The sequence below is a fragment of the Mobilicoccus pelagius NBRC 104925 genome (genome assembly GCF_000247995.1).
GTDB lineage: Bacteria > Actinomycetota > Actinomycetes > Actinomycetales > Dermatophilaceae > Mobilicoccus > Mobilicoccus pelagius.
In genome coordinates this window covers 18812-43023 of sequence record NZ_BAFE01000029.1, presented here as the reverse complement: position 1 = coordinate 43023, position 24212 = coordinate 18812, and the positions used below count along the sequence as shown (strand labels likewise).

At 70.8% G+C, this 24212-nt stretch carries 18 protein-coding genes and 1 pseudogene; 12 read left to right on the top strand and 7 right to left on the bottom strand.

The features are described from left to right. Window positions 1-22: 22 nt before the first annotated feature. The 11 genes and pseudogenes from nuoF (at window position 23) to MOPEL_RS05290 (ending at window position 14284) form a co-directional block, all read left to right on the top strand. A pseudogene (gene nuoF, locus MOPEL_RS05340) lies at window positions 23-1332 on the top strand (NADH-quinone oxidoreductase subunit NuoF). Continuing rightward, window positions 1329-3821 carry an NADH-quinone oxidoreductase subunit G gene (locus MOPEL_RS05335; protein ID WP_009481832.1) on the top strand — a complete coding sequence of 831 codons (2493 nt, stop codon included), beginning with the start codon at window positions 1329-1331 and terminating at the stop codon, window positions 3819-3821. The pseudogene nuoF and the gene MOPEL_RS05335 overlap by 4 nt, the downstream one beginning before the upstream one ends. Next, window positions 3818-5179 (top strand): NADH-quinone oxidoreductase subunit NuoH, encoded by a 1362-nt coding sequence (nuoH, locus tag MOPEL_RS05330; protein WP_009481831.1) that lies wholly within the window; start codon window positions 3818-3820, stop codon window positions 5177-5179. Before MOPEL_RS05335 ends, nuoH begins: the two co-directional genes overlap by 4 nt. Continuing rightward, window positions 5172-5972, top strand: a complete 801-nt coding sequence (gene nuoI, locus MOPEL_RS05325) for an NADH-quinone oxidoreductase subunit NuoI (protein WP_009481830.1) — start codon at window positions 5172-5174, stop codon at window positions 5970-5972. Before nuoH ends, nuoI begins: the two co-directional genes overlap by 8 nt. Continuing rightward, window positions 5969-6736 carry an NADH-quinone oxidoreductase subunit J gene (locus MOPEL_RS05320; protein ID WP_009481829.1) on the top strand — a complete coding sequence of 256 codons (768 nt, stop codon included), beginning with the start codon at window positions 5969-5971 and terminating at the stop codon, window positions 6734-6736. Before nuoI ends, MOPEL_RS05320 begins: the two co-directional genes overlap by 4 nt. Continuing rightward, window positions 6733-7032 carry an NADH-quinone oxidoreductase subunit NuoK gene (gene nuoK, locus MOPEL_RS05315; protein WP_009481828.1) on the top strand — a complete coding sequence of 100 codons (300 nt, stop codon included), beginning with the start codon at window positions 6733-6735 and terminating at the stop codon, window positions 7030-7032. The genes MOPEL_RS05320 and nuoK overlap by 4 nt, the downstream gene beginning before the upstream one ends. Before the next feature lie 94 nt (window positions 7033-7126). Then, window positions 7127-8986, top strand: a complete 1860-nt coding sequence (gene nuoL, locus MOPEL_RS05310; protein WP_083841748.1) for an NADH-quinone oxidoreductase subunit L — start codon at window positions 7127-7129, stop codon at window positions 8984-8986. After that, a complete protein-coding gene (locus tag MOPEL_RS05305) occupies window positions 8983-10698 on the top strand; it encodes an NADH-quinone oxidoreductase subunit M (protein ID WP_141631194.1) in 1716 nt (571 codons plus the stop codon). Before nuoL ends, MOPEL_RS05305 begins: the two co-directional genes overlap by 4 nt. Then, window positions 10698-12266, top strand: a complete 1569-nt coding sequence (nuoN, locus tag MOPEL_RS05300) for an NADH-quinone oxidoreductase subunit NuoN (RefSeq protein WP_009481825.1) — start codon at window positions 10698-10700, stop codon at window positions 12264-12266. Before MOPEL_RS05305 ends, nuoN begins: the two co-directional genes overlap by 1 nt. After that, a complete protein-coding gene (locus MOPEL_RS05295) occupies window positions 12263-13267 on the top strand; it encodes a polyprenyl synthetase family protein (RefSeq protein ID WP_009481824.1) in 1005 nt (334 codons plus the stop codon). The genes nuoN and MOPEL_RS05295 overlap by 4 nt, the downstream gene beginning before the upstream one ends. A 363-nt stretch (window positions 13268-13630) precedes the next feature. Continuing rightward, on the top strand, window positions 13631-14284 hold the full coding sequence (locus tag MOPEL_RS05290) for a TetR/AcrR family transcriptional regulator (RefSeq protein WP_009481823.1): 654 nt from the start codon (window positions 13631-13633) through the stop codon (window positions 14282-14284). A 239-nt stretch (window positions 14285-14523) separates the two neighbouring features. On the opposite strand, the gene rarD is transcribed toward MOPEL_RS05290, so the two are convergent. The 3 genes from rarD to MOPEL_RS05275 form a co-directional block, all read right to left on the bottom strand. After that, complete coding sequence (gene rarD / locus MOPEL_RS05285) at window positions 14524-15474, bottom strand: EamA family transporter RarD (RefSeq protein WP_245544720.1); 951 nt, start codon at window positions 15472-15474, stop codon at window positions 14524-14526. Window positions 15475-15584: 110 nt separating this feature from the next. Next, a complete protein-coding gene (locus tag MOPEL_RS05280; RefSeq protein WP_009481821.1) occupies window positions 15585-16646 on the bottom strand; it encodes a 2-oxoacid:ferredoxin oxidoreductase subunit beta in 1062 nt (353 codons plus the stop codon). Beyond that, on the bottom strand, window positions 16643-18583 hold the full coding sequence (locus MOPEL_RS05275) for a 2-oxoacid:acceptor oxidoreductase subunit alpha (protein WP_009481820.1): 1941 nt from the start codon (window positions 18581-18583) through the stop codon (window positions 16643-16645). The genes MOPEL_RS05280 and MOPEL_RS05275 overlap by 4 nt, the downstream gene beginning before the upstream one ends. Before the next feature lie 202 nt (window positions 18584-18785). On the opposite strand from MOPEL_RS05275, the gene htpX reads away from it, so the two are divergent. Further along, window positions 18786-19670, top strand: coding sequence for a zinc metalloprotease HtpX (gene htpX, locus MOPEL_RS05270; RefSeq protein WP_009481819.1), 885 nt, complete (start codon window positions 18786-18788; stop codon window positions 19668-19670). A 102-nt stretch (window positions 19671-19772) separates the two neighbouring features. Here htpX and MOPEL_RS05265 read toward each other — a convergent pair whose 3' ends face one another. The 4 genes from MOPEL_RS05265 to MOPEL_RS05250 all read right to left on the bottom strand — a co-directional run bounded on the left by MOPEL_RS05265 (window position 19773) and on the right by MOPEL_RS05250 (window position 24075). Continuing rightward, entirely contained in the window at window positions 19773-20906 is a 1134-nt protein-coding gene (locus tag MOPEL_RS05265) for a glycerate kinase (protein ID WP_009481818.1), read from the bottom strand. Between the two features lie 38 nt (window positions 20907-20944). Then, complete coding sequence (locus tag MOPEL_RS05260; protein WP_009481817.1) at window positions 20945-21952, bottom strand: asparaginase; 1008 nt, start codon at window positions 21950-21952, stop codon at window positions 20945-20947. Between the two features lie 129 nt (window positions 21953-22081). After that, window positions 22082-22774, bottom strand: a complete 693-nt coding sequence (locus MOPEL_RS05255) for an MOSC domain-containing protein (RefSeq protein ID WP_009481816.1) — start codon at window positions 22772-22774, stop codon at window positions 22082-22084. Then, entirely contained in the window at window positions 22771-24075 is a 1305-nt protein-coding gene (locus MOPEL_RS05250; RefSeq protein ID WP_040633018.1) for an MFS transporter, read from the bottom strand. The genes MOPEL_RS05255 and MOPEL_RS05250 overlap by 4 nt, the downstream gene beginning before the upstream one ends. Window positions 24076-24212 lie beyond the last annotated feature (137 nt).

The window sequence follows — 24212 nt, the reverse complement described above, 5'->3', positions numbered from 1 at the left end:
AGGCGCCGAAGGGAGTGCGCTCATGACCGAGCTGACACCGATCCTCACCAAGCCATGGGGCGAGGAGCGCTCGTGGACCCTCGAGACCTACGAACGGTTCGAGGGCTACCAGGCGCTGCGCAAGGCGCTCACGCGTTCCCCCGAGGAGCTCGTACAGACGGCCAAGGACTCCGGCCTCCGCGGTCGCGGTGGCGCCGGGTTCCCCACCGGCATGAAGTGGGGTTTCCTGCCCCCGCCGGACGGCGGCCCCCGCTACCTCGTCGTCAACGCCGACGAATCGGAGCCGGGCACGTGCAAGGACATCCCACTCCTCATGGCGAGCCCGCAGTTCCTCATCGAGGGCATGATCATCACGAGCTACGCGATCGGTTGCCACCACGCCTTCGTGTACCTCCGTGGTGAGGTCGTCCACGTCTACCGCCGCCTCTTGGAGGCCGTGCGCGAGGCGTACGAGGCCGGGTACCTCGGCAAGGACATCCTCGGCAGCGGCTTCGACCTCGACATCACGGTCCACGCCGGCGCGGGCGCCTACATCTGCGGCGAGGAGACGGCGCTGCTCGACTCCCTCGAGGGTCGTCGTGGCCAGCCGCGACTCAAACCACCGTTCCCGGCCGTCGCCGGTCTCTACGCGCGCCCGACCGTCGTCAACAATGTCGAGTCCATCTCGTCGGTGCCGCCGATCATGCTGCACGGCGCCGAGTGGTTCGGCGAGATGGGCACGGAGAAGTCCAAGGGCTTCGGCATCTTCAGCCTCTCCGGCCACGTCGAGCGTCCCGGTCAGTACGAGGCGCCCCTCGGCGTCACGCTCCGCGAGCTCCTCGACATGGCGGGCGGCATCCGCAAGGGGCACCGCCTCAAGTTCTGGACCCCGGTGGCTCCTCCACCCCGCTCTTCACCGAGGAACACCTCGACGTGCCGCTCGACTTCGAGTCGGTCGCCGCCCACGGCTCCATGCTCGGCACCCGCGCCCTGCAGATCTTCGACGAGACGGTCTCCGTCGTGCGTGCGGTCTCCCGGTGGATCGACTTCTACGCCCACGAGTCCTGCGGCAAGTGCACGCCCTGCCGCGAGGGCACGTACTGGCTGCGGGAGATCTTCACGCGTCTCGAGCGCGGCCAGGGTCGTGAGGGCGACATCGAGAAGCTCGACGACATCGCGAGCAACATCCTCGGCCGGTCCTTCTGTGCGCTGGGCGACGGTGCCACCAGCCCGGTGAGCTCGGGCATCAAGTATTTCCGTGCGGAGTTCGAGCAGGCGATGACCACCCCCGTGGACGTGTCGTTCCCGCCGGCCGACTCGACGCTGTTCGCGAAGGAGAGCGTGACCTCATGACCGTCCCGACCAGCCCCGCGTCGGGTGCCAACCCGACCTCCCAGGGTGGCAACGCGCAGGTGCCGCCGCCCGTGGAGATGGTCGAGGCCAAGATCGACGGCATCCCGGTGAGCGTGCCCAAGGGCACCCTCATCATCCGTGCCGCCGAGCAGCTCGGCATCGAGATCCCGCGCTTCTGCGACCACCCGCTCCTCGAGCCCGCCGGCGCGTGCCGTCAGTGTCTCGTCGACGTGGCGATGCCCGGACGTGACGGCAAGCTCTCGAAGATGCCCAAGCCGCAGGCCTCCTGCACGATGACCGTCACCCCGGGCATGGAGGTGGAGACCCAGCTCAGCTCGCCCGTCGCCGAGAAGGCGCAGCGCGGCGTGATGGAGTTCCTCCTCATCAACCACCCGCTCGACTGTCCCGTCTGCGACAAGGGCGGTGAGTGCCCCCTGCAGAACCAGGCGTTGAGCCACGGCCAGGGCGAGTCGCGCTTCACCGACGTCAAGCGCACCTACCCCAAGCCGGTCAACGTCTCCACGCAGGTACTCCTCGACCGTGAGCGGTGCGTGCTCTGCCAGCGGTGCACCCGGTTCTCCGACCAGATCGCCGGCGACCCGTTCATCTCGCTCACCGAGCGCGGCGCGAACAGCCAGATCGGCATCTTCCAGGACAAGCCGTTCCAGTCGTACTTCTCGGGCAACACCGTGCAGATCTGCCCGGTCGGTGCCCTCACGAGCGCGACGTACCGGTTCCGGTCCCGTCCGTTCGACCTCGTCTCGACGTCCGGCATCTGCGAGCACTGCTCCGCCGGGTGCCACCAGCGCACCGACCACCGCCGCGGCACGGTCTTGCGCCGCATGGTGACGAACACACCTGCGGTCAACGAGGAGTGGAACTGCGACAAGGGCCGCTGGGGGTTCGCCTACCAGACGCAGCCCGACCGCTACGCCTCCCCGCAGGTCCGCGGCACCGACGGTGTCCTCCGGGTCGCCTCCTGGCCCGAGGCCCTCGAGGCTGCCGCGCGCGGCCTCGCCCGTGCCCGTGAGGTCGGGGGAGTGGGTGTCCTCACCGGTGGGCGTCTCACCGCCGAGGACGCGTACGCCTACGCCAAGTTCGCCCGCCTCGCGCTCGGCACGAACGACATCGACTTCCGCGCCCGGCCCCACACCGACGAGGAGGAGGCGTTCCTCACCTCCCACGTCGTCGCCACGGCGCCCGGCAGCGGTGCGGTCACCTACACCGACCTCGAGAAGGCCTCGGCCGTCCTCCTCGTCGGCCTCGAGCCCGAGGAGGAGGTGCCGATGGTGTTCCTTCGCCTCCGCAAGGCGGCCCGCAAGAACAAGACGCGGGTCTTCTCCATCGCGCCCTTCGCGAGCTCGGGTCTCGTCAAGCTCATGGGCACGCTCGTCCAGGCGGCCCCCGGCACCGAGGCGGGTCTGCTCGCCGCCGTCGCCGAGGGACGTTCCGAGCTCGCCGCCGTCGCCGAGGCCCTCACCGACGAGGCCGTGATCCTCGTCGGCGAGCGTCTCGCCACGACGCCCGGTGCCCTCTCCGCCGCCGTGGCCCTCGCCGAGCGCACCGGTGCGCGTCTCGCGTGGATCCCGCGTCGTGCCGGTGAGCGCAGCGCGCTCGAGGCCGGTGCGCTCCCGTCGCTGCTCCCCGGTGGCCGTCCCCTCTCCGACGAGGGCGCCCGCGCCGAGGTCGCCGCCGCATGGGGCGTCCCGTCCCTCCCCGGCACGCGGGGGCGCGACGGGCGTCGCATCGTCGCCGACGCCGCGAGCGGTCGCCTTCCCGGCCTCCTCGTCGGCGGTGTCGAGCCAGGCGACCTGCCCGACCCCGACCTCGTCCACGAGGCCCTGCGTCGTGCGTTCGTCGTCTCCCTCGACCTGCGGGCCGGTGAGATGACCGAGTACGCCGACGTCGTCCTCCCCGTCTCGCCCCACGACGAGCGCTCCGGCGCCTTCGTCAACTGGGAGGGCCGTCTCGGCGAGTTCGGCCAGGCACTCAAGAGCCACGCGATGAGCGACCACCGCGTCCTCGACCTCGTCGCCGGCGAGATGGGCGTGTACCTCGGTACCGCCAACGTCGCCGCCACCCGCGCCGAGATGCACGGGATGGGCACGTGGAACGGCCCTCGGGCCACGGCCCCGTCCGTCCCCGCCGAGGGCCTGTCCACGCTGCGTGACGGCGAGGCCGTCCTCGCGACGTGGCACCACCTCCTCGACGCCGGCGTCATGCAGGACGGCGAGCCGTTCCTCGCCGGGACGGCCAAGCCGGCCGTCGCCCGCCTCTCGCCCGCCACTGCGGCCGAGATCGGCGTCACCGACGGCGACCCCCTCACCGTCTCCACGCGCCGCGGCGCCATCACCCTCCCCGTCGCCGTCACCTCGATGGTCGACCACGTGGTGTGGCTGCCCACGAACTCCCCCCGGTCACGGGTGCGCGCCGGTCTCGGTGCCGTCGCCGGTGACGTCGTCACGCTCTCCAAGGGTGGTGTCGCATGACCCCCGTCCTCGCGCTCTCCGGCATGCCCACGCTCTCGGGGCCCGTGGCCGACTTCTCCGACACCCCGCTGTGGCTGTCGGCGCTCAAGGCGCTGTTCGTGTTCGTCTACCTGCTGCTGCAGGTCGTCGTCGTCATCTGGTTCGAACGTCGCTTCGTCGGCTTCATGCAGCAGCGGCCCGGCCCCAACCGGTTCGGCCCCTGGGGCATCCTCCAGACCCTCGCCGACGGCTTCAAGCTCATGTGGAAGGAGGCCGTCCGCCCGGCGAACGCCGACAGGTTCACCTACACCCTCGCGCCGATCATCGCCGGATCCACGGCCTTCATCTCCTTCTCCGTGATCCCGCTCGGACCGTCGGTCCGCATGTTCGGGCACGTCACGCCGCTGCAGATCACCGACAGCCCCGTGGCCGTCCTCATCGTCCTCGCCGCCGCGGGTGTCGGTGCCTACGGCTTCGTCCTCGCCGGCTGGTCCTCCGGGTCCACCTACCCGCTCCTCGGTGGCCTCCGTTCCACCGCGCAGGTGATCTCCTACGAGATCGCGATGGGTCTCTCCCTCGTCTCCGTCTTCCTCTTCGCCGGGTCCATGTCCACCTCGACGATCGTCGAGGCACAGCGCGGGCTCTGGTTCGTCGTCCCGGCGTTCTTCAGCTTCCTCGTCTACCTCGTCTGCATGGTCGGCGAGACCAACCGCCTCCCGTTCGACCTCGCCGAGGGTGAGGGCGAGATCGTCGGCGGTTACCACACCGAATACTCCGGCATGTGGTTCGGCATGTTCTTCCTCGGCGAGTACGTGAACATGTTCACCGTCTCGGCTCTCGCGAGCACGCTGTTCCTGGGCGGCTGGCACTCGCCCATCCCTGGCTTCCTCGACCACGGCTGGTGGGGCGTCCTCTGGCTCACGCTCAAGATGTGGGTCTTCATGTGGGGCTTCGTCTGGCTCCGCGGCACCCTTCCCCGCACCCGGTACGACCAGTTCATGGCCTTCGGATGGAAGTTCCTCATCCCCGCCACGCTCGTCTGGACCCTCGCCGTGGCCTTCATGCACGCGGCCCGGCTCGGGTTCTTCGGCCCGCACCGTCTCCTCTCGACGATGATCGTCGTCCTCGTCGTCGCCGCGGTCGCCCTCGGCGCTGCGATGAAGTGGGACAACGCCCAGAACGCGAAGCGGCGGACGGTGGACGTGCCCGACGAGATCGACCCGTACGCCGGTGGATACCCTGTTCCGCCGATGCCCGGCCAGCGCCTGGCCGAGCCACGACGTGACCACGCCCTCACCGGCACGGTCCGCACCACCGAGGCGGCGCACACCGACGCCACCCCCGACGCCACCACCCACGAGGAGGGCCCCCGTGGCTGAGTCCACCCCCACCCCGGACGAGAACCACCGTTCCGACGTCGCCCGTCGCGAGCAGACCGACGCCCCGTCGGTCTACGGACCCGAGCAGTCGGCCGCCGAGAACAAGGGCGGATTTCTCTCCGACCTCCTCGCTCCCGTGGCCGGGTTCGGTGTCTCCTTCACCAACCAGTTCCGCAAGCGGCCCACCGAGGAGTTCCCGGAGGAGAAGCGGCCCACGCAGCCGCGGTTCCACGGTCGCCACCAGCTCAACCGCCACCCCGACGGACTCGAGAAGTGCGTCGGGTGCGAACTCTGCGCGTGGGCGTGCCCCGCGGACGCGATCCTCGTGGAGGGCGCGGACAACGACGACACCCCGGTCGAGCAGGGCGGCACCGGCCGTTTCTCCCCGGGGGAGCGGTACGGCCGCGTCTACCAGATCAACTACCTGCGCTGCATCTTCTGCGGTCTGTGCATCGAGGCCTGCCCGACGCGTGCGCTCACGATGACGAACTTCTACGAGCTCGCCGACCACCGCCGCGAGGACCTCATCTTCGAGAAGCACCAGCTCCTCGCGCCGCTGTCCGAGGGCATGGTCTCCCCGCCCCACCCGATGGTGGAGGGCATGGAGGAGCGCGACTACTACCAGGGCAAGGTGGCCAAGGCCACCCCTGAGCAGGAGGAGTTCGCGCGGAACCGCAGCGCCGCTGCGCCCACCCATGCGACCTCTGAGGCGATCGGCGGGGCCGACCCGGCCGACGTTCGCACCAAGCCCCGTGACGAGGGCGGTCTGACGGAAGGCGGTACCCGGCGATGACCGGTACGGGAGAGGCGGTCCTCTTCTGGATCGCGGCACCTCTCATGGTGCTCGGGGCCCTCGGCCTCGCGTTCAGCAGGCGGGCGGTCTACGCCGCGCTCTCGATGGTGATGACGATGATCCTCTTCGGCGTCGTCTACCTCGCTCAGGGTGCCGACTTCCTCGGCATCGTGCAGATCTTCGTCTACTCCGGCGCCGTGATGATGCTCTTCATCTTCGTCATCATGATGGTCGGCGTCGACGCCTCCGAGACCCGCCTCGAGACGATGAAGGGCCACCGCTTCGTGTCGGTGCTCGTCGGCCTCGGGCTCATACTCCTCCTCGGCAGCACGCTCGGTGGGGTCGCGTTCCGACCCGGGCGTTCGATCGCCGAGATCAACGAGGGCGGCAACGTCGTCCTCCTCGGCCACCTCATCTTCGGCCCCTACATGGCCGCCTTCCAGATGATCGGCGTCCTCCTCGTCGTCGCCGCGATCGCGGCCATGGTGCTCGCGCACCGTGAGCGGCTGCTGCCGAAGCCCGACCAGCGTGCCTGGAGCAAGCGCCGCATCGCCGAGAACAAGAACGTCGCCGGCCTCCCGGCGCCCGGTGTGTACGCCCGGCACAACGCCGTCGACACGCCCGCGCTCCTGCCCGACGGGACTCCGAGCGAACTCTCCGTCTCGCGTATCCTCGTCGCGCGCGACCAGCTCAACCGTCCCACGACGTTCAGCGAAGCCACGGTCGAGATGGAGCACGAACTCGAGGAGGGCGCGGACCGATGAACCTGTCGAACTACCTCTACCTCGGGGTCGTGCTCTTCTCCCTCGGCGCGACGATCGTCCTGCTTCGCCGCAACGCCCTCATCGTCTTCATGGGCATCGAACTGATGCTCAACGCGGTGAGTCTCATGCTCGTCACCTTCGGCCGCATGAACGGCTCGGTCGAGGGACAGACGATCGCGCTCTTCGTCCTCGCCGTCGCGGCGGCCGAGGTCGTCGTCGGTCTGGCGATCATCATGACCATCTTCCGTACCCGCCGGTCGGCCTCGGTCGACGACGCCAACCTGCTCAAGCTGTAAGGGAGCGCACAGAGTGAATCCCACCCTCCTCACCGGTGCGCTGGTCGCCGGAGAGCCCCCGCTCGTGCTTAACGCCACGGGCGCCACCGCTCTCATGTGGCTCGTCGTCGCCCTTCCGCTGTTCGGTGCCGCACTCCTGCTCATCGGCGGGCGCCGTACGAACTCTTTCGGGCCGGTGCTCGCCACCGGGCTGTCCTGGGCCGCCTTCGGCGTCGCCCTCGCGAGCCTGTTCAACCTTCTCGGCTACCACGGCGATGAGCGGATCCGCCACCTTCCGCTGTGGTCCTGGATCGCCGCCGGCTCCTTCCACCTCGATGCGGGGATGCAGATCGACCCTCTGTCGATCACGTTCGTCCTGCTCGTCACGTTCGTGGGGTCGCTCATCCACGTGTACTCGCTCGGGTACATGGCCCACGACATCGACAAGCGGCGCTTCTTCGCCTACCTCAACCTGTTCGTCGCGGCGATGCTCACGCTCGTCCTCGCGGACTCCTACCTCCTCCTCTACCTGGGCTGGGAGGGCGTCGGTCTCGCGTCCTACCTCCTCATCGGTTTCTGGAACTGGAACCCGCCGTACGCGGCCGCCGCCAACAAGGCGTTCATCATGAACCGCGTCGGTGACTTCGGTCTCGGCCTGGCGATCATGCTCATGTTCGCCACGTTCGGCACCGTGACCTTCGCGGGTGTGGCCGAGCACGCCTCGCAGGCGAGCACGTCGACGCTGACGATCCTCGGCCTCCTGCTCCTCCTCGCCGCCTGTGGTAAGTCCGCGCAGTTCCCGCTGCAGGCCTGGCTCGGTGACGCGATGGCCGGCCCGACGCCCGTCTCCGCGCTCATCCACGCCGCGACGATGGTCACCGCCGGCGTCTACCTCGTCGTCCGGTCCGCCCCGATCTACGACCTCACCCCGACCGCCCAGCTCGTCGTCGCGATCGTCGGCGCCATCACGCTGACGTTCGGAGCGATCGTCGGTTGCGCGAAGGACGACCTCAAGAAGGCGCTGGCCGCCTCGACGATGAGCCAGATCGGCTACATGATGCTCGCGGCGGGCCTCGGCCCGATCGGGTACGCCGTGGCGATCTTCCACCTCGTCACGCACGGCTTCTTCAAGGCCGGCATGTTTCTCGGCGCCGGGTCGGTCATGCACGGCATGAACAACCGCGTCGACATGCGCACCTTCGGCGCCCTCTCGAGCAAGATGAAGATCACGTGGATCACGTTCGGTCTCGGCTGGCTCGCGATCATCGGCTTCCCGTTCCTCTCCGGATTCTGGAGCAAGGACGCGATCATCGAGGCCGCGTGGGTCGGCGAGGGCTGGCGTCCGTGGGTCTTCGGCGGGCTCACGACCCTCGTCGCCGGGCTCACCGCGTTCTACATGTCGCGTCTCTTCTTCATGACGTTCCACGGCAAGGCGCGCTGGCTCGAGCAGGACCACCCCCACGAGTCCCCGGCCTCGATGACGATCCCGATGGTCGTCCTCGCCGTCGGCTCCGTCGCCCTCGGTGCCTTCCTCAAGTTCGTCGGGTTCACCGGCTGGCTCGCTCCCGTCACCGGGCACACCGAGCACCACGAGCCCGTCCTCCCGCCCCTCGTCATCACGGGTCTCGTCCTCCTCCTCATGGTGGCCGGCGTCGCGATCGCGTGGATGTGGTACGCCAAGGAGGAGGTGCCGGTCGTCGCGCCGAAGGGTTCGCTCCTCACGCGTGCCGCCCGCCGCGACCTCTTCCAGGACGACGTCAACGAGGACGTGTTCATCCACCCGACGATGGCCCTCGCCCGCGGTGCCGCCGACGACAACCTCGTCGACGACGGTGTCATGGGGATCGGCGGCGGGGTGGCCGGGCTCTCCGGTGCCCTGCGTCAGCTCCAGAACGGCCTCGTCCGGTCCTACGCCCTGACGATGCTCATGGGCATCGTCGCGATGTTCCTCTTCGTGTGGATGGTGCAGCGATGACAGTGACCTCCTCCATGCCCCTCCTCACGATCCTGGGGCTCGTTCCGCTCGTGGGTGCGCTCGTCGTGCTCCTCGCGGGGGAGCGGATGGCGCGTATCCTCGCGCTCGTCTTCTCGCTCGTGACCCTGGCGGGCTCCCTGTGGCTCTGGGCGATGTTCGACACCTCCCCGGCGCGCCAGCAGTTCCAGTTCTCCGAGGCGTACCCCTGGATCCCGCAATGGGGCGTCTCCTACGCCCTCGGCCTCGACGGCATGGCCCTCGCGATGATCGTCATGGCGGCGATCCTCGTGCCCATCTGCATCCTCGCCGCCTGGCACGACGTGCCCATGACGGGCGGCCGCCGCCACCGCGGCTACTTCGCCTGGATGCTCGTCCTCGAGACGCTGATGATCGGGGTCTTCGCCGCCACTGACGTGTTCCTCTTCTACGTGTTCTTCGAGGCCATGCTCATCCCGGTCTACTTCCTCATCAACAACTACGGTGGGGAGAACCGGGGCCCGGCGGCGCTCAAGTTCCTGCTGTTCTCGCTGGCCGGTGGCCTCATCATGCTGGTCGCCGTCATCGCCGTGTACTTCGAGGGTCCCGGCGGCGCCGACGGCTTCCTCGTGAGCCGCCTCACCGGTCTCCAGATGAATTCCGTCGTCGAGAACCTCCTCTTCGTCGGCTTCTTCATCGCCTTCGCCGTCAAGGCCCCGATGTGGCCCGTCCACACGTGGCTGCCCGACGCGGCGACCGCGGCCCGCCCGGCCACGGCGGTGCTCCTCGTCGGTGTGCTCGACAAGGTGGGCACCTACGGCATGATTCGCTTCTGCCTCCAGATGTTCCCGAACGCCAGCCAGTGGGCCACCCCGGTGATCCTCGGGCTCGCGCTCGTCTCGATCATCTACGGCGCGATCCTCGCCATCGGCGCGAACGACATGATGCGGCTCATCGCCTACACCTCCGTGAGCCACTTCGGCTTCATCGTCCTCGGCATCTTCGCGATGACCTCGGTGAGCATGTCCGGATCGGTGCTCTACATGCTCAACCACGGGTTCTCCACCGCGGCGCTCTTCCTCCTCGCGGGGATGCTCGTCGCACGTCACGAGAGCAAGGACGTCCGCGACTACGGCGGCTGGCAGCGCGTCACGCCGCTGCTCGCCGGGTCGTTCCTCATCGCCGGTCTCTCCGGCATGGCCCTCCCGGGCGTGGGCGCCTTCATCTCCGAGTTCCTCGTGATGATGGGCACGTTCCAGCGGTACCCGATCGTCGCGGCGATCTCGTCCGTCGGCATCATCCTCGCAGCGACGTACATCCTCGTGCTATACTTGCGCGTCTTCACCGGCCCCGCGCCGGGCGGCCGTCTCGTCGAACACGACGGTGTCGTGAGCTACGACGACCCGCGGATCGGCGACCACGCCGACCACGGCGTCGCCACCCAGGAGTCGGCCGGCGCCCACGCCGCCCACATGTCGACCACCGCCGAGGCCGCCTCGACCTCCGGCGCCGTCGACACGGCCGTCCGCCCCGCACCGCTCGTCGGTCGCGTCCCCGACCTCGTCGGCCGGGAGAAGCTCGTCGTCGTCCCGCTCATCGCGCTCTTCCTGGCGCTGGGGTTCTTCCCGCGCGTGGCGCTCGACGTGATCGACCCCGCCGTCACCCAGACGCTCCACCTCGTGGGTGTCACCGATCCTGCCCCCGCCGTCGGGGCCCAGAACGGGAGTGCCAAGTGATGCCCGTGTCGGAATTCGTCCCCGCCGACGTGAACGCGTTGGCGGTCGCCCCCGTCGCCATCGTCCTCGCCGCCGCGCTGCTCGGTGTGCTCGTCGAGGCGTTCGCGCCGCGGCGCATGCGTCACACGGTGCAGCTCGTCGTCGCCGTGGTCGCCCTGGCGGGCGCGTTCCTCGTCCTCGCCCTCAACGTGCCCACCGTCATGGGTCCGACGCTGGCGGGTGCGCTCGTTCTCGACGGCCCGAGCATCGTGCTGCAGCTGCTGCTGCTCCTCATGGGGCTCGTCTCGGTGATCATCCTGTCCGAGCGGTTCGACGGACGCATCGCCGACGCCTTCACCGCCTCCGGGGCCTCCGTGCCCGGGTCGCATGCCGAGGGCGTCGCCGAGCGCATGGGCTCCACGACGGAGGTCGTGCCGCTCACGCTCTTCTCCCTCGCGGGCATGATGATCTTCCCCGCGGCCGGCGACCTCCTCACGATGTTCGTCGCGCTCGAGCTCCTCTCGCTGCCGCTGTACGTCCTGTGCGCCCTCGCGCGTCGCAAGCGTCTGCTGTCGCAGGAGGCGGCGCTCAAGTACTTCCTCCTCGGGTCGTTCGCCTCGGCGTTCTTCCTCTTCGGCTCCGCACTCCTCTTCGGCTACGCCGGGTCGATGCAGTTCCGTCGCATCTCCGAGGCCATCGGGATGTACCCGGGCATGAACCCGCTGCTCGTGCTCGGCTGCGCGAGCATCCTCGTGGGCCTGTTCTTCAAGATGGGCGCCGTGCCGTTCCACAGCTGGACGCCGGACGTCTACCAGGGCGCCCCGACGCCGGTGAGCGGTTTCATGGCGGCGTGCACCAAGGCCGCGGCCTTCGGTGCGGCGCTCCGCGTCCTCTACACCGGCATCGACGCCGCTCGGTGGGACTGGATGATGATCCTCTGGGTCGTCGCCGGGCTCACGATGGTCGTCGGTTCGATCCTTTCGGTCACCCAGACCGACATCAAGCGCATGCTTGCCTACTCCTCGATCGCGCACGCGGGCTTCGTCCTCGTCGGCGTCCTCGCGTTCGACGTCACCGGTGTCGGCGCCGTGCTGTTCTACCTTGCGGCCTACGGGTTCTCCGTCATCGCGGCGTTCGGCATCGTCACCCTGGTCCGCTCCCGTGACACGGGCGCCGAGGCCACCTCGCTCGGCCAGTGGACCGGCCTCGGCAAGCGGTCGCCGCTCGTCGCCGGCACGTTCGCGTTCCTCCTCATGGCGTTCGCGGGTCTCCCGCTCACGTCCGGCTTCACGGCGAAGTTCGCGGTGTTCTCGGCCGCCATCGCCCATGCAGGTGTCCCCGGTGCGATCCTCGCCGTGCTCGGCATGATCTGCAGCGCCATCACCGCGTTCGTCTACTTCCGGGTCGTGCGGCTCATGTTCAGCCCGGTTCCCGAGGAGACCGGTGAGGGGAGTGGCGTGGGTGTGCTCACGCCGTCGCTCGGCACGACGAGCGCGATCACGCTGAGCGTCGCCCTCACGCTGCTGCTCGGTGTCTTCCCCGGTCCGCTCCTGCAGCTCATGTCGTCGTTCTCGCTGTTCATCCGATGAGCGCTGGCAGCATCCCGACTCCTCTCCCGGGTCTCGACCCGGCGACGGCCGAGTCCCTCCTCGAGGGACTCGGCCGGGTGGAGTCCTACCTCCGTGACCGTGTCCGTCACGAGGACCCGTTCATCGCCGAGGCCTCGGGGCATCTCCTCGCGGCCGGCGGCAAGCGGGTCCGCCCGATGCTCACGCTTCTCGCCTCCCAGCTGGGCTCGGGGATGAACGACGACGTCGTCGCGGCTGCGGCGGCCGTCGAGCTGACCCACCTCGCCTCCCTCTACCACGACGACGTCATGGACGAGGCGGAGCTGCGGCGCGGGGCCCCGTCGGCGAACTCGGTCTACGACAACTCGACGGCGATCCTCGTGGGCGACCTCCTCTTCGGCAACGCGTCTTCGGTCGTCGCCGACCTGGGGGCCGAGGCTGTGAAGATCCAGGCCGAGACGTTCATGCGGCTGTGCTCCGGGCAGATCCGCGACGACCGGCCCTGTCCTCCGACGGAGGACGCGGTCGAGTACTACATCGGCGTCCTGCGCGACAAGACGGGCTCACTCATCGCGACCGCAGCGCGCTTCGGTGCGATGTTCGGTGGGTGCGACGACCGCACTGTCTCGCTGCTCCGCGAGTACGGCGAGCTCCTCGGCATCGCGTTCCAGCTCGCCGACGACCTCCTCGACATCGAGTCGCGGCCGGGCGTCTCCGGGAAGACGCCGGGCACCGACCTCCGCGAGGGTGTCGACACGCTGCCCGTGCTCTTCGTCCGTCGTGCGCCGCGTGCGGAGGACGCCCGGCTCCTCGAGCTGCTCGACTCCGATCTGGCGCAGGACGACGCGGGCGTCGCCGAGGCGCTCGAGCTCCTCAAGGCCCACCCTGCGCTGGAGGAGGCGCGCGTCTACACGCGTGGCATCGCCGCGCGCGCGCAGGAGCAATTGAGCCCGCTGGGTGACGGGCCCGTCACGGCGGCGCTCTGGACGCTCGCGTCCAGCGTCGTGGATCGGGCGGTCTGAGCTCGCTGCCCGCTCCGATGTCTCGTCGGTACGGTCGGAAACACGCCAAAGCGCGTGCCGAGCTCGACTCTCCCTGTAGGGGTAACGGGACGGGGAAGACCCTGGGCGGCGCCGCCCAGGGTTCTCCTGCATTCGGATCGCCCGTCGCCTGGATGCGTTGAGTTTCATTGCCGGAGAGGCGGTTTCCATGCGTGACGGATACGTGGGCGACGTCGGTCGTCGGTCCCGAGAGGTGCCGTCTCCCGCCGAATGGCGGAATCCTGACAGTGTCGGATAAAGGTTCGATAACGCCAAGGTATGAGCACCGTAAGACGGGCGCCGGGGGGCGCAGCACGCAGCTGAATACCACCTAGAGTTCTGCCTATGCCCAGAGTTCCCGCAGACCGCCGCCGTGAACAGCTCGTCGCTGCCACGATCGATCTCGCGATCGAGGAGGGTCTTCCCGCCGCGTCCGTGCGTCGCATCGCCGAACGTGCGAACGTCTCCCTCGGTGTCGTCCACTACTGCTTCAGCAGTAAGGAGGCGCTCATCAATGCGGTCGCCGAATCGTTCCTCAACCCGATCATCGGCCCCGTCGCGGAGGCTCTTCGGGATGTCGCCGACGAGCCCATGGAGGTGAAGGCACGCGCGGCTGTCCAGACGTTCTGGGACACGACCATCGCGGACCCGGGTCGCCAGCTCCTCAGCTATGAGCTCGCGTCGTGGTCGATCCGTGGCGACGGCGAAGCGGCCCGTCTGCTCTACAAGACCTACCTCGACGTCATCGAGGACTTCCTCGGCGACGGCCTCGGGATCGAGGGAACCGAGGAGATGTCGACCCGCACGCTTGCCCGCATGGCCCTCACCCTCACCGACGGCGCCATGCTGGCGTGGCTGGTCGACCGCGACGACGCAGCCACTGCCGAGGTCGTGCAGTCCTACCTCGCAATGCTCCTGTCATTCATCGACCAGGCCGTGAAGAGCGGCAAGATGACCGTGCGGGGTGCGCCGCCGGCGCAGGAGCACGCCGCCGTCTGAGCAGGCATCCGGAGGGCGTCCTCCCCGTCTCGTACGGTGGGGGCGCCCTTGCGTACGTCCGGGGTTCTCGCGATATGCGGGCGGGACGTCCTGGGCCGGGCCGACCGAGGCCGGTCGCGACGGGCGGTCTCCGACCCGCCGAGGGCATCACCCTCCTTCGACGACCGGGGACGGAGGCTCGGCCACCCTCGCACGCCGGGCGCGGGGAACCGGCCGGAGCGGTTCGGTGCTGCGTGGGGTCAGGTGGAGAGGGGGCCGCGTCGACGGGCCTGGAGGGAATCGAGGACGAGGCACGCGAGCGCGAGCCACACGATGCCGAACCCCACCCACCGGGCCGTCGTCATGTGCTCGCCGAGGGCGCGGCCGGTGACGAACTGGAGCACCGGCGAGATGAACTGCAGCAGGCCGACGGTGACAAGGGGTACTCGTCGTGCCGCCATGGCGAAGAGGAGCAACGGGACGGCGGTGACGACCCCGGTGGAGGCGAGCAGCGCGACGTGACCGGGCCCTTCGGCGAGCGTCGACGTTCCGGTCACCTGGAGGGCGACGAGGACGACGGCGGCGGCCGGGACGAGGAACGCTGATTCGGCCGTGAGCCCGCCGAGGGCGCCCAGATCGGCGGGCATGCCCTTCTTCACGAGACCGTACGTGCCGAACGACGCGGCGAGGGCGAAGGCGATCCACGGCACGTGCCCGCCTGCGACGGCGAGGAAGAGCCCTCCGGCGGCGCCGATGCCGATGGCGATGGCCTGGAGGGGGCGGAGGTGCTCGTGGAGCACGACGAGGCCGAGCGCGATGCTGACGAGCGGGTTGAGGAAGTACCCGAGGGCCGCCTCTGTGACGTGTCCGGAGGTGACGGCGAGGACGTACGTGATCCAGTTCGCCGCGATGAGCAGCGAGGCGAGGACGATCGTGAGGAGTTCGCGGGGAGGGCGACGCAGCGTCGGGAGGCGTCGGCCGCGAACCAGGAGGAGCGCGGCGCACACGACGAACGACCACACGACGCGGTGGGCGAGGATCTCCCATGCGCCGGCGGGGGCGAGGAGGCGGAAGTAGAGGGGCATCGCGCCCCAGAGGAGGTAGGCGCCGAGTCCGTAGAGGACACCGAGCTCCGCCGGGGTGCGCCGCGACCGGTCCCCGGTCGCCGGCGACTCCGTGTCGGGGCGGCCCTCGATGGGGTCGGCGTGCACCGGGGACTGTGGCCGGGCCCCGGTGTGGCCGGGTGTCCGAGCGGACGCCGGACCGACGACGGGGCCCGGCGACGTGTACGCCGGGCTCCGCTCGTCGTCGGACGTGCCGCTCAGTCGACCGTCCACGTGTCCTTGCCCGCAAGGAGCGCGGCGAGGTCGTCGTCGCCGGCCGGGCCGTCGGCGGTCGCGGTGGCGATCTGCTCGCGCACGAGGTCGTCGTAGGTGGGGTGGTCGACGGACCGGAAGATACCGAGCGGGATGTGTTCGCCGTCGAGCTGGGCGAGGGCGAACGCCTGCGTCGGGTCCTCGCGGCCCGTGTCGTGGACGACGATGCGCGAAGGGTCGGCGGTGTCGCCGGTGACCACCTCGAGTCGGCCGTCCTCGCCGCGGGCCACGACGTGGTCTCCTCCGGCACGGACGGGCTCACCGTCGGCGAGGCGCAGGATGCGCGCCTCGGCGGACTCCTTGTCCTTGAGCATCTCGAACGCGCCGTCGTTGAAGATCGGGCAGTTCTGGTAGATCTCGACGAGGGATGCGCCGCGGTGCTCGGCCGCCGCCTTGAGGGTGGCGGTGAGGTGGGTGCGGTCGGAGTCCATCGTGCGGGCGACGAACGTCGCACCGGCGCCGAGTGCGAGTGCCACCGGGTTGAACGGCGCGTCGACGGAGCCCATCGGGCTCGACTTCGTGACGATGCCGGGCGCCGACGTCGGGGAGTACTGGCCCTTGGTGAGGCCGTAGATCCGGTTGTTGAACAGCAGGATCGTGATGTTGACGTTGCGGCGCAGCGCGTGGATGAGGTGGTTGCCGCCGATGGAGAGCGCGTCACCGTCGCCGGTGACGACCCAGACGGAAAGGTCGGGGCGGGAGACGGCGAGCCCGGTGGCGATCGACGGGGCGCGGCCGTGCACCGAGTGCATGCCGTACGTGTCGAGGTAGTAGGGGAACCGGGAGCTGCAGCCGATGCCCGAGATGAAGGCGATGTTCTCGCGCTTCAGACCGAGGGAGGGCAGGAACGACTGGACCGCCGCGAGGACGGCGTAGTCGCCGCAGCCGGGGCACCAGCGCACCTCCTGGTCGGAGGTGAAGTCCTTCTTCGTGTCGGCGGGGGCGTCCTCGGCGCGGCGGGGGACGCCGTGGAGGCCGTGCGTGGGCAGACCGAGGTCGATGGTCATGCGGAGTCTCCTCGCTGCCGGGATCCGGCGGGTTCGTCGCTCGCGTCGTGGTCGTCGGCGCCGGTGGTCTCGGCCACGGCGGCGGCGATGACGTCGACGAGTTCGGTGGAGGTGAAGGGCAGTCCGCGCACTGCGGTGTGGGAACGGACGTCGACGAGGAACCGGCCGCGGAGCAGGAACGCGAGCTGGCCGAGGTTCATCTCGGGGACGACGACGCGGGAGTAGGCGCGGAGGACGTCGCCGGTGTTCGCCGGCAGGGGGCTGAGGTGCCGCAGGTGGGCCTGCGCGACGGGGATGCCGGAGGCGCGCAGGGTGCGGACGGCGGCGCTGATGGGGCCGAACGTCGATCCCCATCCGAGGACGAGCACGTCGGCGGATTCGCTCGGGTCGTCGACCTCGAGGTCGCCGATCGTGTCGGCGATGCGCGCGATCTTCGCGGCCCGCAGGCGGGTCATGCGGTCGTGGTTCTCGGGGTCGTAGCTGATGTTGCCGGTGCCGTCGGCCTTCTCGATGCCGCCGATGCGGTGCTCGAGGCCGGCCGTGCCGGGCTTGACCCACGGGCGGGCGAGGGTCTCCTCGTCGCGGACGAACGGGTGGAATGTCGGGTTGCCCTTGGCGTCGGTGGCGTTGGGTTCGGTCGCGAACTCGACGGGCACCTCCGGCAGGTCGCCGATCTCGGGGATGCGCCACGGCTCGGAGCCGTTGGCGAGGTACCCGTCGGAGAGGAGGAGCACCGGGGTGCGGTAGGTCGTCGCGATGCGGACGGCCTCGATGGCGACGTCGAAGCAGTCGGCGGGGGAGGCCGGGGCGACGACCGCCACGGGGGCCTCACCGTTGCGGCCGAAGAGCGCCTGGAGGAGGTCGGCCTGCTCCGTCTTCGTGGGGAGGCCCGTCGAGGGGCCGCCACGCTGGACGTCGACGACGACGAGGGGCAGCTCGGTGGAGACGCCGAGGCCGATGATCTCGGACTTGAGCGCGAGGCCGGGACCCGACGTCGTCGTCACCCCGAGTGCGCCACCGAAGGAGGCGCCGAGGGCGATACCGATGCCCGCGATCTCGTCTTCCGCCTGGATCGTCGTGACGCCGTGGCGCTTGAGGCCCGAGAGCGTGTGGAGGATGTCGGAGGCCGGCGTGATGGGGTAGCTGCCGAGGACGAGGGGAAGGCCGCTGCGGTGTGCGGCGGTCGTGAGTCCGTACGCGGTGGCCGTGTTGCCCGTGATGTTGCGGTACCGCCCCGCCGGCATGGGCGCCGGGGCGATCTCGTAGCTCACGACGAAATCCTCGGTGGTCTCGCCATAGTGGTACCCGGTGTCGAGTGCGGTGAGGTTCGCCCGTAGCAGCTCCGGCTTCTTCGCGAACTTCGCCGAGAGGAACGCCCGGGTGCCCTCGAGGGGGCGGGTGTAGAGCCAGGAGAGCAGGCCGAGCGCGAACATGTTCTTCGCGCGTTCCTTCTCCTTGCGGGTGAGGTCGAAGTCGGCGAGGGCCGTGACGGTCATCGACGTGAGCGGCAGGCCGTGCACGTGCCACGACGCGAGCGTGTCGTCCTCGAGGGGGTTGCCGGCGTACCCGGCCTTGACGAGGGCGCGGCTGCCGAAGGCGTCGGAGTCGGCGATGATCGTGCCGCCGCGCGGCAGGTCGCGGAGGTTCGCGGCGAGGGCGGCGGGGTTCATCGCGACGAGCACGTCGGGGGAGTCGCCGGGCGTGAGGACGTCGTGGTCGGCGAAGTGGAGCTGGAAGCTCGAGACGCCCGGCAGGGTGCCCTGGGGGGCGCGGATCTCGGCGGGGAAGTTGGGCAGCGTCGACAGGTCGTTGCCGAGGACGGCCGTGGCGCTCGTGAAGCGGTCACCGGTGAGCTGCATGCCGTCGCCGGAGTCGCCTGCGAACCGGATGACGACGCGGTCCAGGTGCTCGACGGTCTTGGGCGTGGTCGTGGTCACGATGTGCTCTCGTTGGCTCGGGGAGCGCGGCGGTCGGGGCCACACGCGCGGGTGCCCGATCATCCTAGTCCCGGCAGGTGAGGCTCACCTGAGGGGCCCGGGGCCGGACGGGACGCGTGTCTTGGACGGCGGGTTCCCCTCCCGGCGTACGGTGTACGTCGGTCCCGGGAACGTCCTCCCCCGAGCGTGCGTTGAGGAGGGCATGCACCGGCATCACAACGGACTCAAGACCGCGCTGCTCTTCGGCGCGATCATCGGGCTGCTCCTCGCCCTGGGCTCCATGGTCGCGGGCGGGCGGTACCTGTGGGTGTTCCTCCTCCTCGGGTTGGCGACGACGGCGTACGGCTACTGGAACAGCGACACGATCGCGATCCGCGCGATGCGGGCCCGGCCCGTGAGCGAGGCGGAGGCGCCTGCGATGTACGCGATCGTCCGGGAGCTCTCGACGCGGGCCGGGCAGCCGATGCCGCGGCTCTACGTCTCGCCGACGCAGGCGCCGAACGCGTTCGCCACCGGCCGCAACCCGCGGCATGCGGCCGTGTGCTGCACCGAGGGGATCCTCGGCCTCCTCGACGAGCGGGAACTGCGGGGTGTGCTCGGGCACGAGCTCATGCACGTGTACAACCGCGACATCCTCACGAGCTCCGTCGCGGCGGCGATCGCCGGGATGATCACGAGCGCCGCGCAGATGCTCATGTTCGCGGGCATGTTCGGCGGCTCGGACGAGGATCGCCCCAACCCGATCGCGATGTTCCTCATGTCGTTGCTCGCCCCGCTCGCGGCGGGTGTCGTCCAGATGGCGATCAGCCGCACCCGCGAGTACGACGCCGACGAGGACGGCGCGCGCCTCACCGGCGATCCGCTCGCGCTCGCGTCGGCGCTCCACAAGCTCCAGTACGGGGTCGCGGCCGCGCCGCTCGCGCCCGAGCAGCAGGTCGTCAACACCTCGCACCTCATGATCGCCAACCCGTTCCGGGCGGGCGACGTGTCGTCGTTGTTCGCGACGCACCCGCCGATGGGCCAGCGCATCGCCCGCCTCGAGCGGATGGCGCTCGGTGGTCCGGGGGCGATCGACCCCCGGCGCTGACCCACGCGTCCACGTCACCTCGGTCCTGCCCCTCTCGGGGGAGGGCCGAGGTGATCTCGTGGGGGTGGCTCGGGTGGCGGGTAGGGCGGGCGGGCCGTCGGGTCAGGCGAGTTCGGCGCGCGCGACGTGGGCGGCGAGGCGTCGGAGCAGGGGGCCGGCCTCGGCCATGCAGACGGCCTCGTCGGGTTCGAGGTCGGTGAGTCGGTAGAGGCGCTCGAACCCGGCCTCGCGGGCCTCCTCCTCGGACAGGAGGGCGCGGCCGCACACGGCGACGATGGGTACACCGGCGCGGTGCGCGGCCCGGGCGACGCCGGCGGGTGCCTTGCCGAGGAGGGTCTGGAGGTCGAGGGACCCCTCTCCCGTGACGACGAGACGCGCCCCCTTCGCCATCTCGTCGAAGTCGTTGAGGGCGAGGACGATCTCGATGCCGGGGCGCATCGTCGCGCCGAGCACGGCGAGAGTGGCCCAGCCGACGCCCCCGGCGGCACCGGCGCGGGGGAGGTCGGCGGCGTGCCGCCCGGTCTGTGCCTCGACGAGCGAGGAGAGTCGGGCGAGTCCGGCGTCCAGGTGGACGACGTGCTCGGGGGAGGCGCCCTTCTGCGGGCCGAAGATCGCCGCGGCGCCGCGCTCGCCGAGGAGGGGGTTGTCGACGTCGCAGGCGACGGTGATGCGGGTGTCGGCGAGAGCGGGGTGGAGCCCGTCGAGGTCGACGGAGGACAGCCTCGTGAGCGCGCCGCCGCCCGGGGGCAGTTCGACCCCGTCGGAGTCGAGGAACCGGGCTCCGAGCGCGGTGAGCATGCCAGCGCCGCCGTCGGTGCTTGCGCTGCCACCGATGCCGATGACGAGGTTGCGGACCCCGGCGTCGAGGGCCGCGGCGACGACCTCTCCGAGACCGGCGCTCGAGGCGTCGAGGGCGCGTCGTTCCCCACCGGGGAGGCGGACGAGCCCGCACGCGTCGGCCATCTCGACGACGGCCTCGTCACCGCGGCGCGCGTAGCGGGTCTCGACGGGCTCGCCGGTCGGGCCGCTGCACTGGACGGGCACGGGCTCGAACCCGGCGACCTCGGCGGCGTCGAGGGTGCCGTCACCGCCGTCGGCGATGATGACCGACCGCACACCGACCCCCGGTGCACCGTCCCGCAGGCCCGCCTCGAGATGCTCGACGACCTCGTGGGCCGTGAGTGATCCCTTGAACTTGTCGCAGGCGACGAGGACGTGTCCGGGGTCGGTGGTCATCGGGTTCTCCTTCGTCGGGGTCGGGCCCGTCCGCTCGGTCAGTGGATGTCGAAGATTCGCTGGATCTCGGCGGTCTCGGTGGTCCGCGTGAGCGCCAGGGCGAGGAGGTCGCGGGCCTTCCCGGGCGGGAGGTCGCCGCCGGCCACCCAGTCGTGGGCGTCGTCGTCGACGGCGTCGCCGCGGCCGACGACCCCGACGCCCGTGCGGGAGGCGCGGACGACGACGGCGCCGGCCGCGCGGGCCTCGTCGAGGAGGTCGATGCCGGGTGAGCACACGTTGCCGCCGCCGGGGCCGGCGTGGACGAGGCCCGCGGGTTTCGTGGCGAGCACGGCACGGCCGATCTCGGGGGCCTGCTCGGGGTGGGTCGCGACGATCTCGACGCGGGGGAGGGTCTCGGGGAGTTCCGCGACGGGGAAGGCGCCCCGCGCGCGACGTGAGGTGACGTGGACGTGGAGGCGACCGGCGACGACCTCGCCGACGGGCCCGTGGAGCGAGGCGAACGCGTCGAGGGTGCTCGCGGCCCGCTTGACGACGTCGCGCCCACCGTGGACCTGGCCGCCGAAGACGACGAGGACGCCGAGCCCACGGGCGGCCGGATCGGCGGCGACGCGCACGGCGTCGAGGAGGTTGGCCGGGCCGTCGGCGCCGGGGTCGTCCGCGGGGCGCATCGCGCCGGTGACGACGACGGGCACGTCGGTGTCGAGGACGAGCTGGAGGAGGTGGGCCGTCTCCTCCATCGTGTCGGTGCCGTGGGTGACGACGACGCCGTCGACCTCACCGACCTCCGCGTCCCTGCCTGCGATCATCGTGGCGAGGTGGCGCGCCAGCGTCATCCGGCGTCCGAGGTCCATCTCGACCGAGTCGACGGAGAACACCGAGCTCGTGGCGATCTCGGCGACGTCGGTGAGCCCCGGCACGGCGTCGGTGAGCGCACCGACGGGCAGCACGCCCGCGTCGTAGTGACGGCCGTCGGCGGCGGCGGCGGATCCGGCGATGGTGCCACCGGTGCCGACGACGGCGATGCGGCGTCGTGGCGTCGAGGTCATGGCGTCATCCTGCCGCAGTTCGGGGTCCCCGGTCCGGTGATCCCGGCAGGTCGTCCTGTGGAGAGGCGCCGGGACGGCACGGAGAAGGCGCCCGGTGACGGCATGGGTGCCTGCGCGGCGGCGGGCCGTTCAGTTCCCGAACCGACGATTCCAGTCCTCGATCCGGGCGTGGTCCAGGCGGGCGCGGAGTGTGTGGCGCCAGCCGTCGGCGAGGGTGGGGAGCGCTGCGGCGGCGGCCCACGCCTCGGGTCCGCCGGTGCGGTCGAACATCACGTCGTGGAGGCGGGTGAGGGGCCAGTCGGGCTCGGGCCGATCGAGGAGGACGAGGTCGTCGCCCTCGGCGACGTCCCCCTGTTCGAGGACCCGGTGGTACCACCCGGTGATCCTCTCCTCCTGCATGTGGCGTGCGGTGCTGCGGCGGCCGAGGCGGACGTCGAGTTTCCAGCATGGGGAACGTCCCTGGCTCACCTGCACGACGGCCGTGCCGAGGCGGAACGTGTCCCCGAGGTGGACGTCGGCCTCGGTGAGGCCGGTCGTCGAGACGTTCTCCCCGAACGCCCCCGGTGCGGCGAGGCACGTCGCGTCCGGTGCCCACTCCCGCCAGTGCGGGTAGTGGTCGAACGCGTAATGGTGGACGGCCTTGTCCGGTCCGCCGTGGTGGCGGGGGTCGGCCTGCTCGTCACCGACGAACCCCGTCGTGACGAGTCGCCGTCGGCCGTGCACCGGCTCCTTCGCGATCGCGCTGCGCCCCCGCCCGTCGGGGAGGTCGGCGGGGCGGCCGACGAGGGGGCGCCCGACGACGGTACGCGTCTCCGTCGTCACGGCCGTCCCCCGGACTGCCGGGCCGCCCAGCGACGCCGGGCCGCGCGGTGGACGGGGTCGAGGACGATGCCGTGGTGCACGCGGGTGGCGCGCCGCGAGGCGAGCACGCCCCACACGCCGAGGAGGAAGAGCGGCACCTGGGTGGCCATCGCGAGCCGGTAGGTGAGGAGCGGCGACGTGCCCAGGCGGGTGAGGACGTCGATCGTCACCCCGACGACGAGGATCGAGACGAGTGCGCCGGTGAAACCGCCCATGATGACGATGCCGTTCGCCGTGCCGAGCCGGTGGGAGGGGTTGGAGGTGCGGGCGAAGTCGAACCCGATCGCCGAGCCCGGCCCGCCCGTCGCGAGGCCGAGGGCGAGGACGACAAGGAGCCACATCGGTGCGCGTCCGGGCCAGCAGAGGAGGGCCACCCAGGGGAGCAGGTTCGCCGCGACGACCGTGAACACGAGGTTGCTCCGTCGCAGCGGGTAGCGCCGCGTGAGGATCCCGAGCAGCGGACCGCACGGCAGCGACGCGACGACGTAGAGCGTGAAGAGGGCGCTCGCCGCGGCCGGGTCGACGTCCTCGCCGTTGACGAGGTAGGGGAAGCCCCACATCATCGCGAACACCATGGGGGAGAAGCACGTCGCGTAGTGGGTCCACAGCCCGAGACGGGTGCCGGGGGTGCGCCACGTCGCCGCGATCTCGTCACGGAGCCGGGCGGGGTCGGTGTGCTCGTCGACGGGCACGAGACCGGGCGGGGAGTTGCGGACGAACGCGAGGGCGAGCACCGCGGCGACCCCGGAGACGGCGGCGACTCCGAGGAACGCGGGCGTCCATCCGGCCGTGCGGAGCGTGTACGCGAAGCCGAGGGCGGAGGCGATCTGACCGCTCTGACCGAGGAGCCCGGTGAGCTGGGTGAGGAGCGGTACCTGCGAGGGCGGGAACCACGACGGGACGAGGCGGATGACGCTCCCGAACGTCATCGCGTCGCCGACCCCGACGAGGACCCGGGCGAGCACGCCCCCGGGCACCGACTCGGCGAGGCCCATCGTCACCTGCCCGGCCGCCATGACGAGCGCCCCGGTGACGACGAGCGCGCGGGTGCCGTACCGGTCGAGGAGCACCCCGACCGGCACCTGGAGCCCCGCGTACACGACGAGCTGCAGCACGACGAACAGGCCGACGATCCCGGCGGGCGCGTCGAACCGCCCGGCCGCCTCGACCCCCGCCACGCCGAACGTCGTGCGCTGGAGCACGGCCGAGGCGTAGGCGAGGACACCGACGGACAGGACGACCCAGGCGCGTGTTCTCCCCACCGGGCCATTGTGGGGCAGGGGCGGAGCGGCCTCGGAGTCGGTCGTCACCGAGGGGCATCCGCCGTCCGCGTTCGGTGACCGTCGCTGGGCCGGTGGCCGTCGCCCCGGCCCGTTGCCGTCGACGCAGCCGCCGCGGC

What these genes read in the sequence shown, in the direction of transcription:
- MOPEL_RS05335 (WP_009481832.1), top strand. Translation starts at nt 1,329, where the DNA reads ATGACCGTCCCGACCAGCCCCGCGTCGGGTGCCAACCCGACCTCCCAG.
- nuoH (WP_009481831.1), top strand. Translation starts at nt 3,818, where the DNA reads ATGACCCCCGTCCTCGCGCTCTCCGGCATGCCCACGCTCTCGGGGCCC.
- MOPEL_RS05320 (WP_009481829.1), top strand. Translation starts at nt 5,969, where the DNA reads ATGACCGGTACGGGAGAGGCGGTCCTCTTCTGGATCGCGGCACCTCTC.
- nuoK (WP_009481828.1), top strand. Translation starts at nt 6,733, where the DNA reads ATGAACCTGTCGAACTACCTCTACCTCGGGGTCGTGCTCTTCTCCCTC.
- nuoL (WP_083841748.1), top strand. Translation starts at nt 7,127, where the DNA reads ATGTGGCTCGTCGTCGCCCTTCCGCTGTTCGGTGCCGCACTCCTGCTC.
- MOPEL_RS05305 (WP_141631194.1), top strand. Translation starts at nt 8,983, where the DNA reads ATGACAGTGACCTCCTCCATGCCCCTCCTCACGATCCTGGGGCTCGTT.
- nuoN (WP_009481825.1), top strand. Translation starts at nt 10,698, where the DNA reads ATGCCCGTGTCGGAATTCGTCCCCGCCGACGTGAACGCGTTGGCGGTC.
- MOPEL_RS05295 (WP_009481824.1), top strand. Translation starts at nt 12,263, where the DNA reads ATGAGCGCTGGCAGCATCCCGACTCCTCTCCCGGGTCTCGACCCGGCG.
- MOPEL_RS05290 (WP_009481823.1), top strand. Translation starts at nt 13,631, where the DNA reads ATGCCCAGAGTTCCCGCAGACCGCCGCCGTGAACAGCTCGTCGCTGCC.
- MOPEL_RS05280 (WP_009481821.1), bottom strand. Translation starts at nt 16,646, where the DNA reads ATGACCATCGACCTCGGTCTGCCCACGCACGGCCTCCACGGCGTCCCC.
- htpX (WP_009481819.1), top strand. Translation starts at nt 18,786, where the DNA reads ATGCACCGGCATCACAACGGACTCAAGACCGCGCTGCTCTTCGGCGCG.
- MOPEL_RS05265 (WP_009481818.1), bottom strand. Translation starts at nt 20,906, where the DNA reads ATGACCACCGACCCCGGACACGTCCTCGTCGCCTGCGACAAGTTCAAG.
- MOPEL_RS05260 (WP_009481817.1), bottom strand. Translation starts at nt 21,952, where the DNA reads ATGACCTCGACGCCACGACGCCGCATCGCCGTCGTCGGCACCGGTGGC.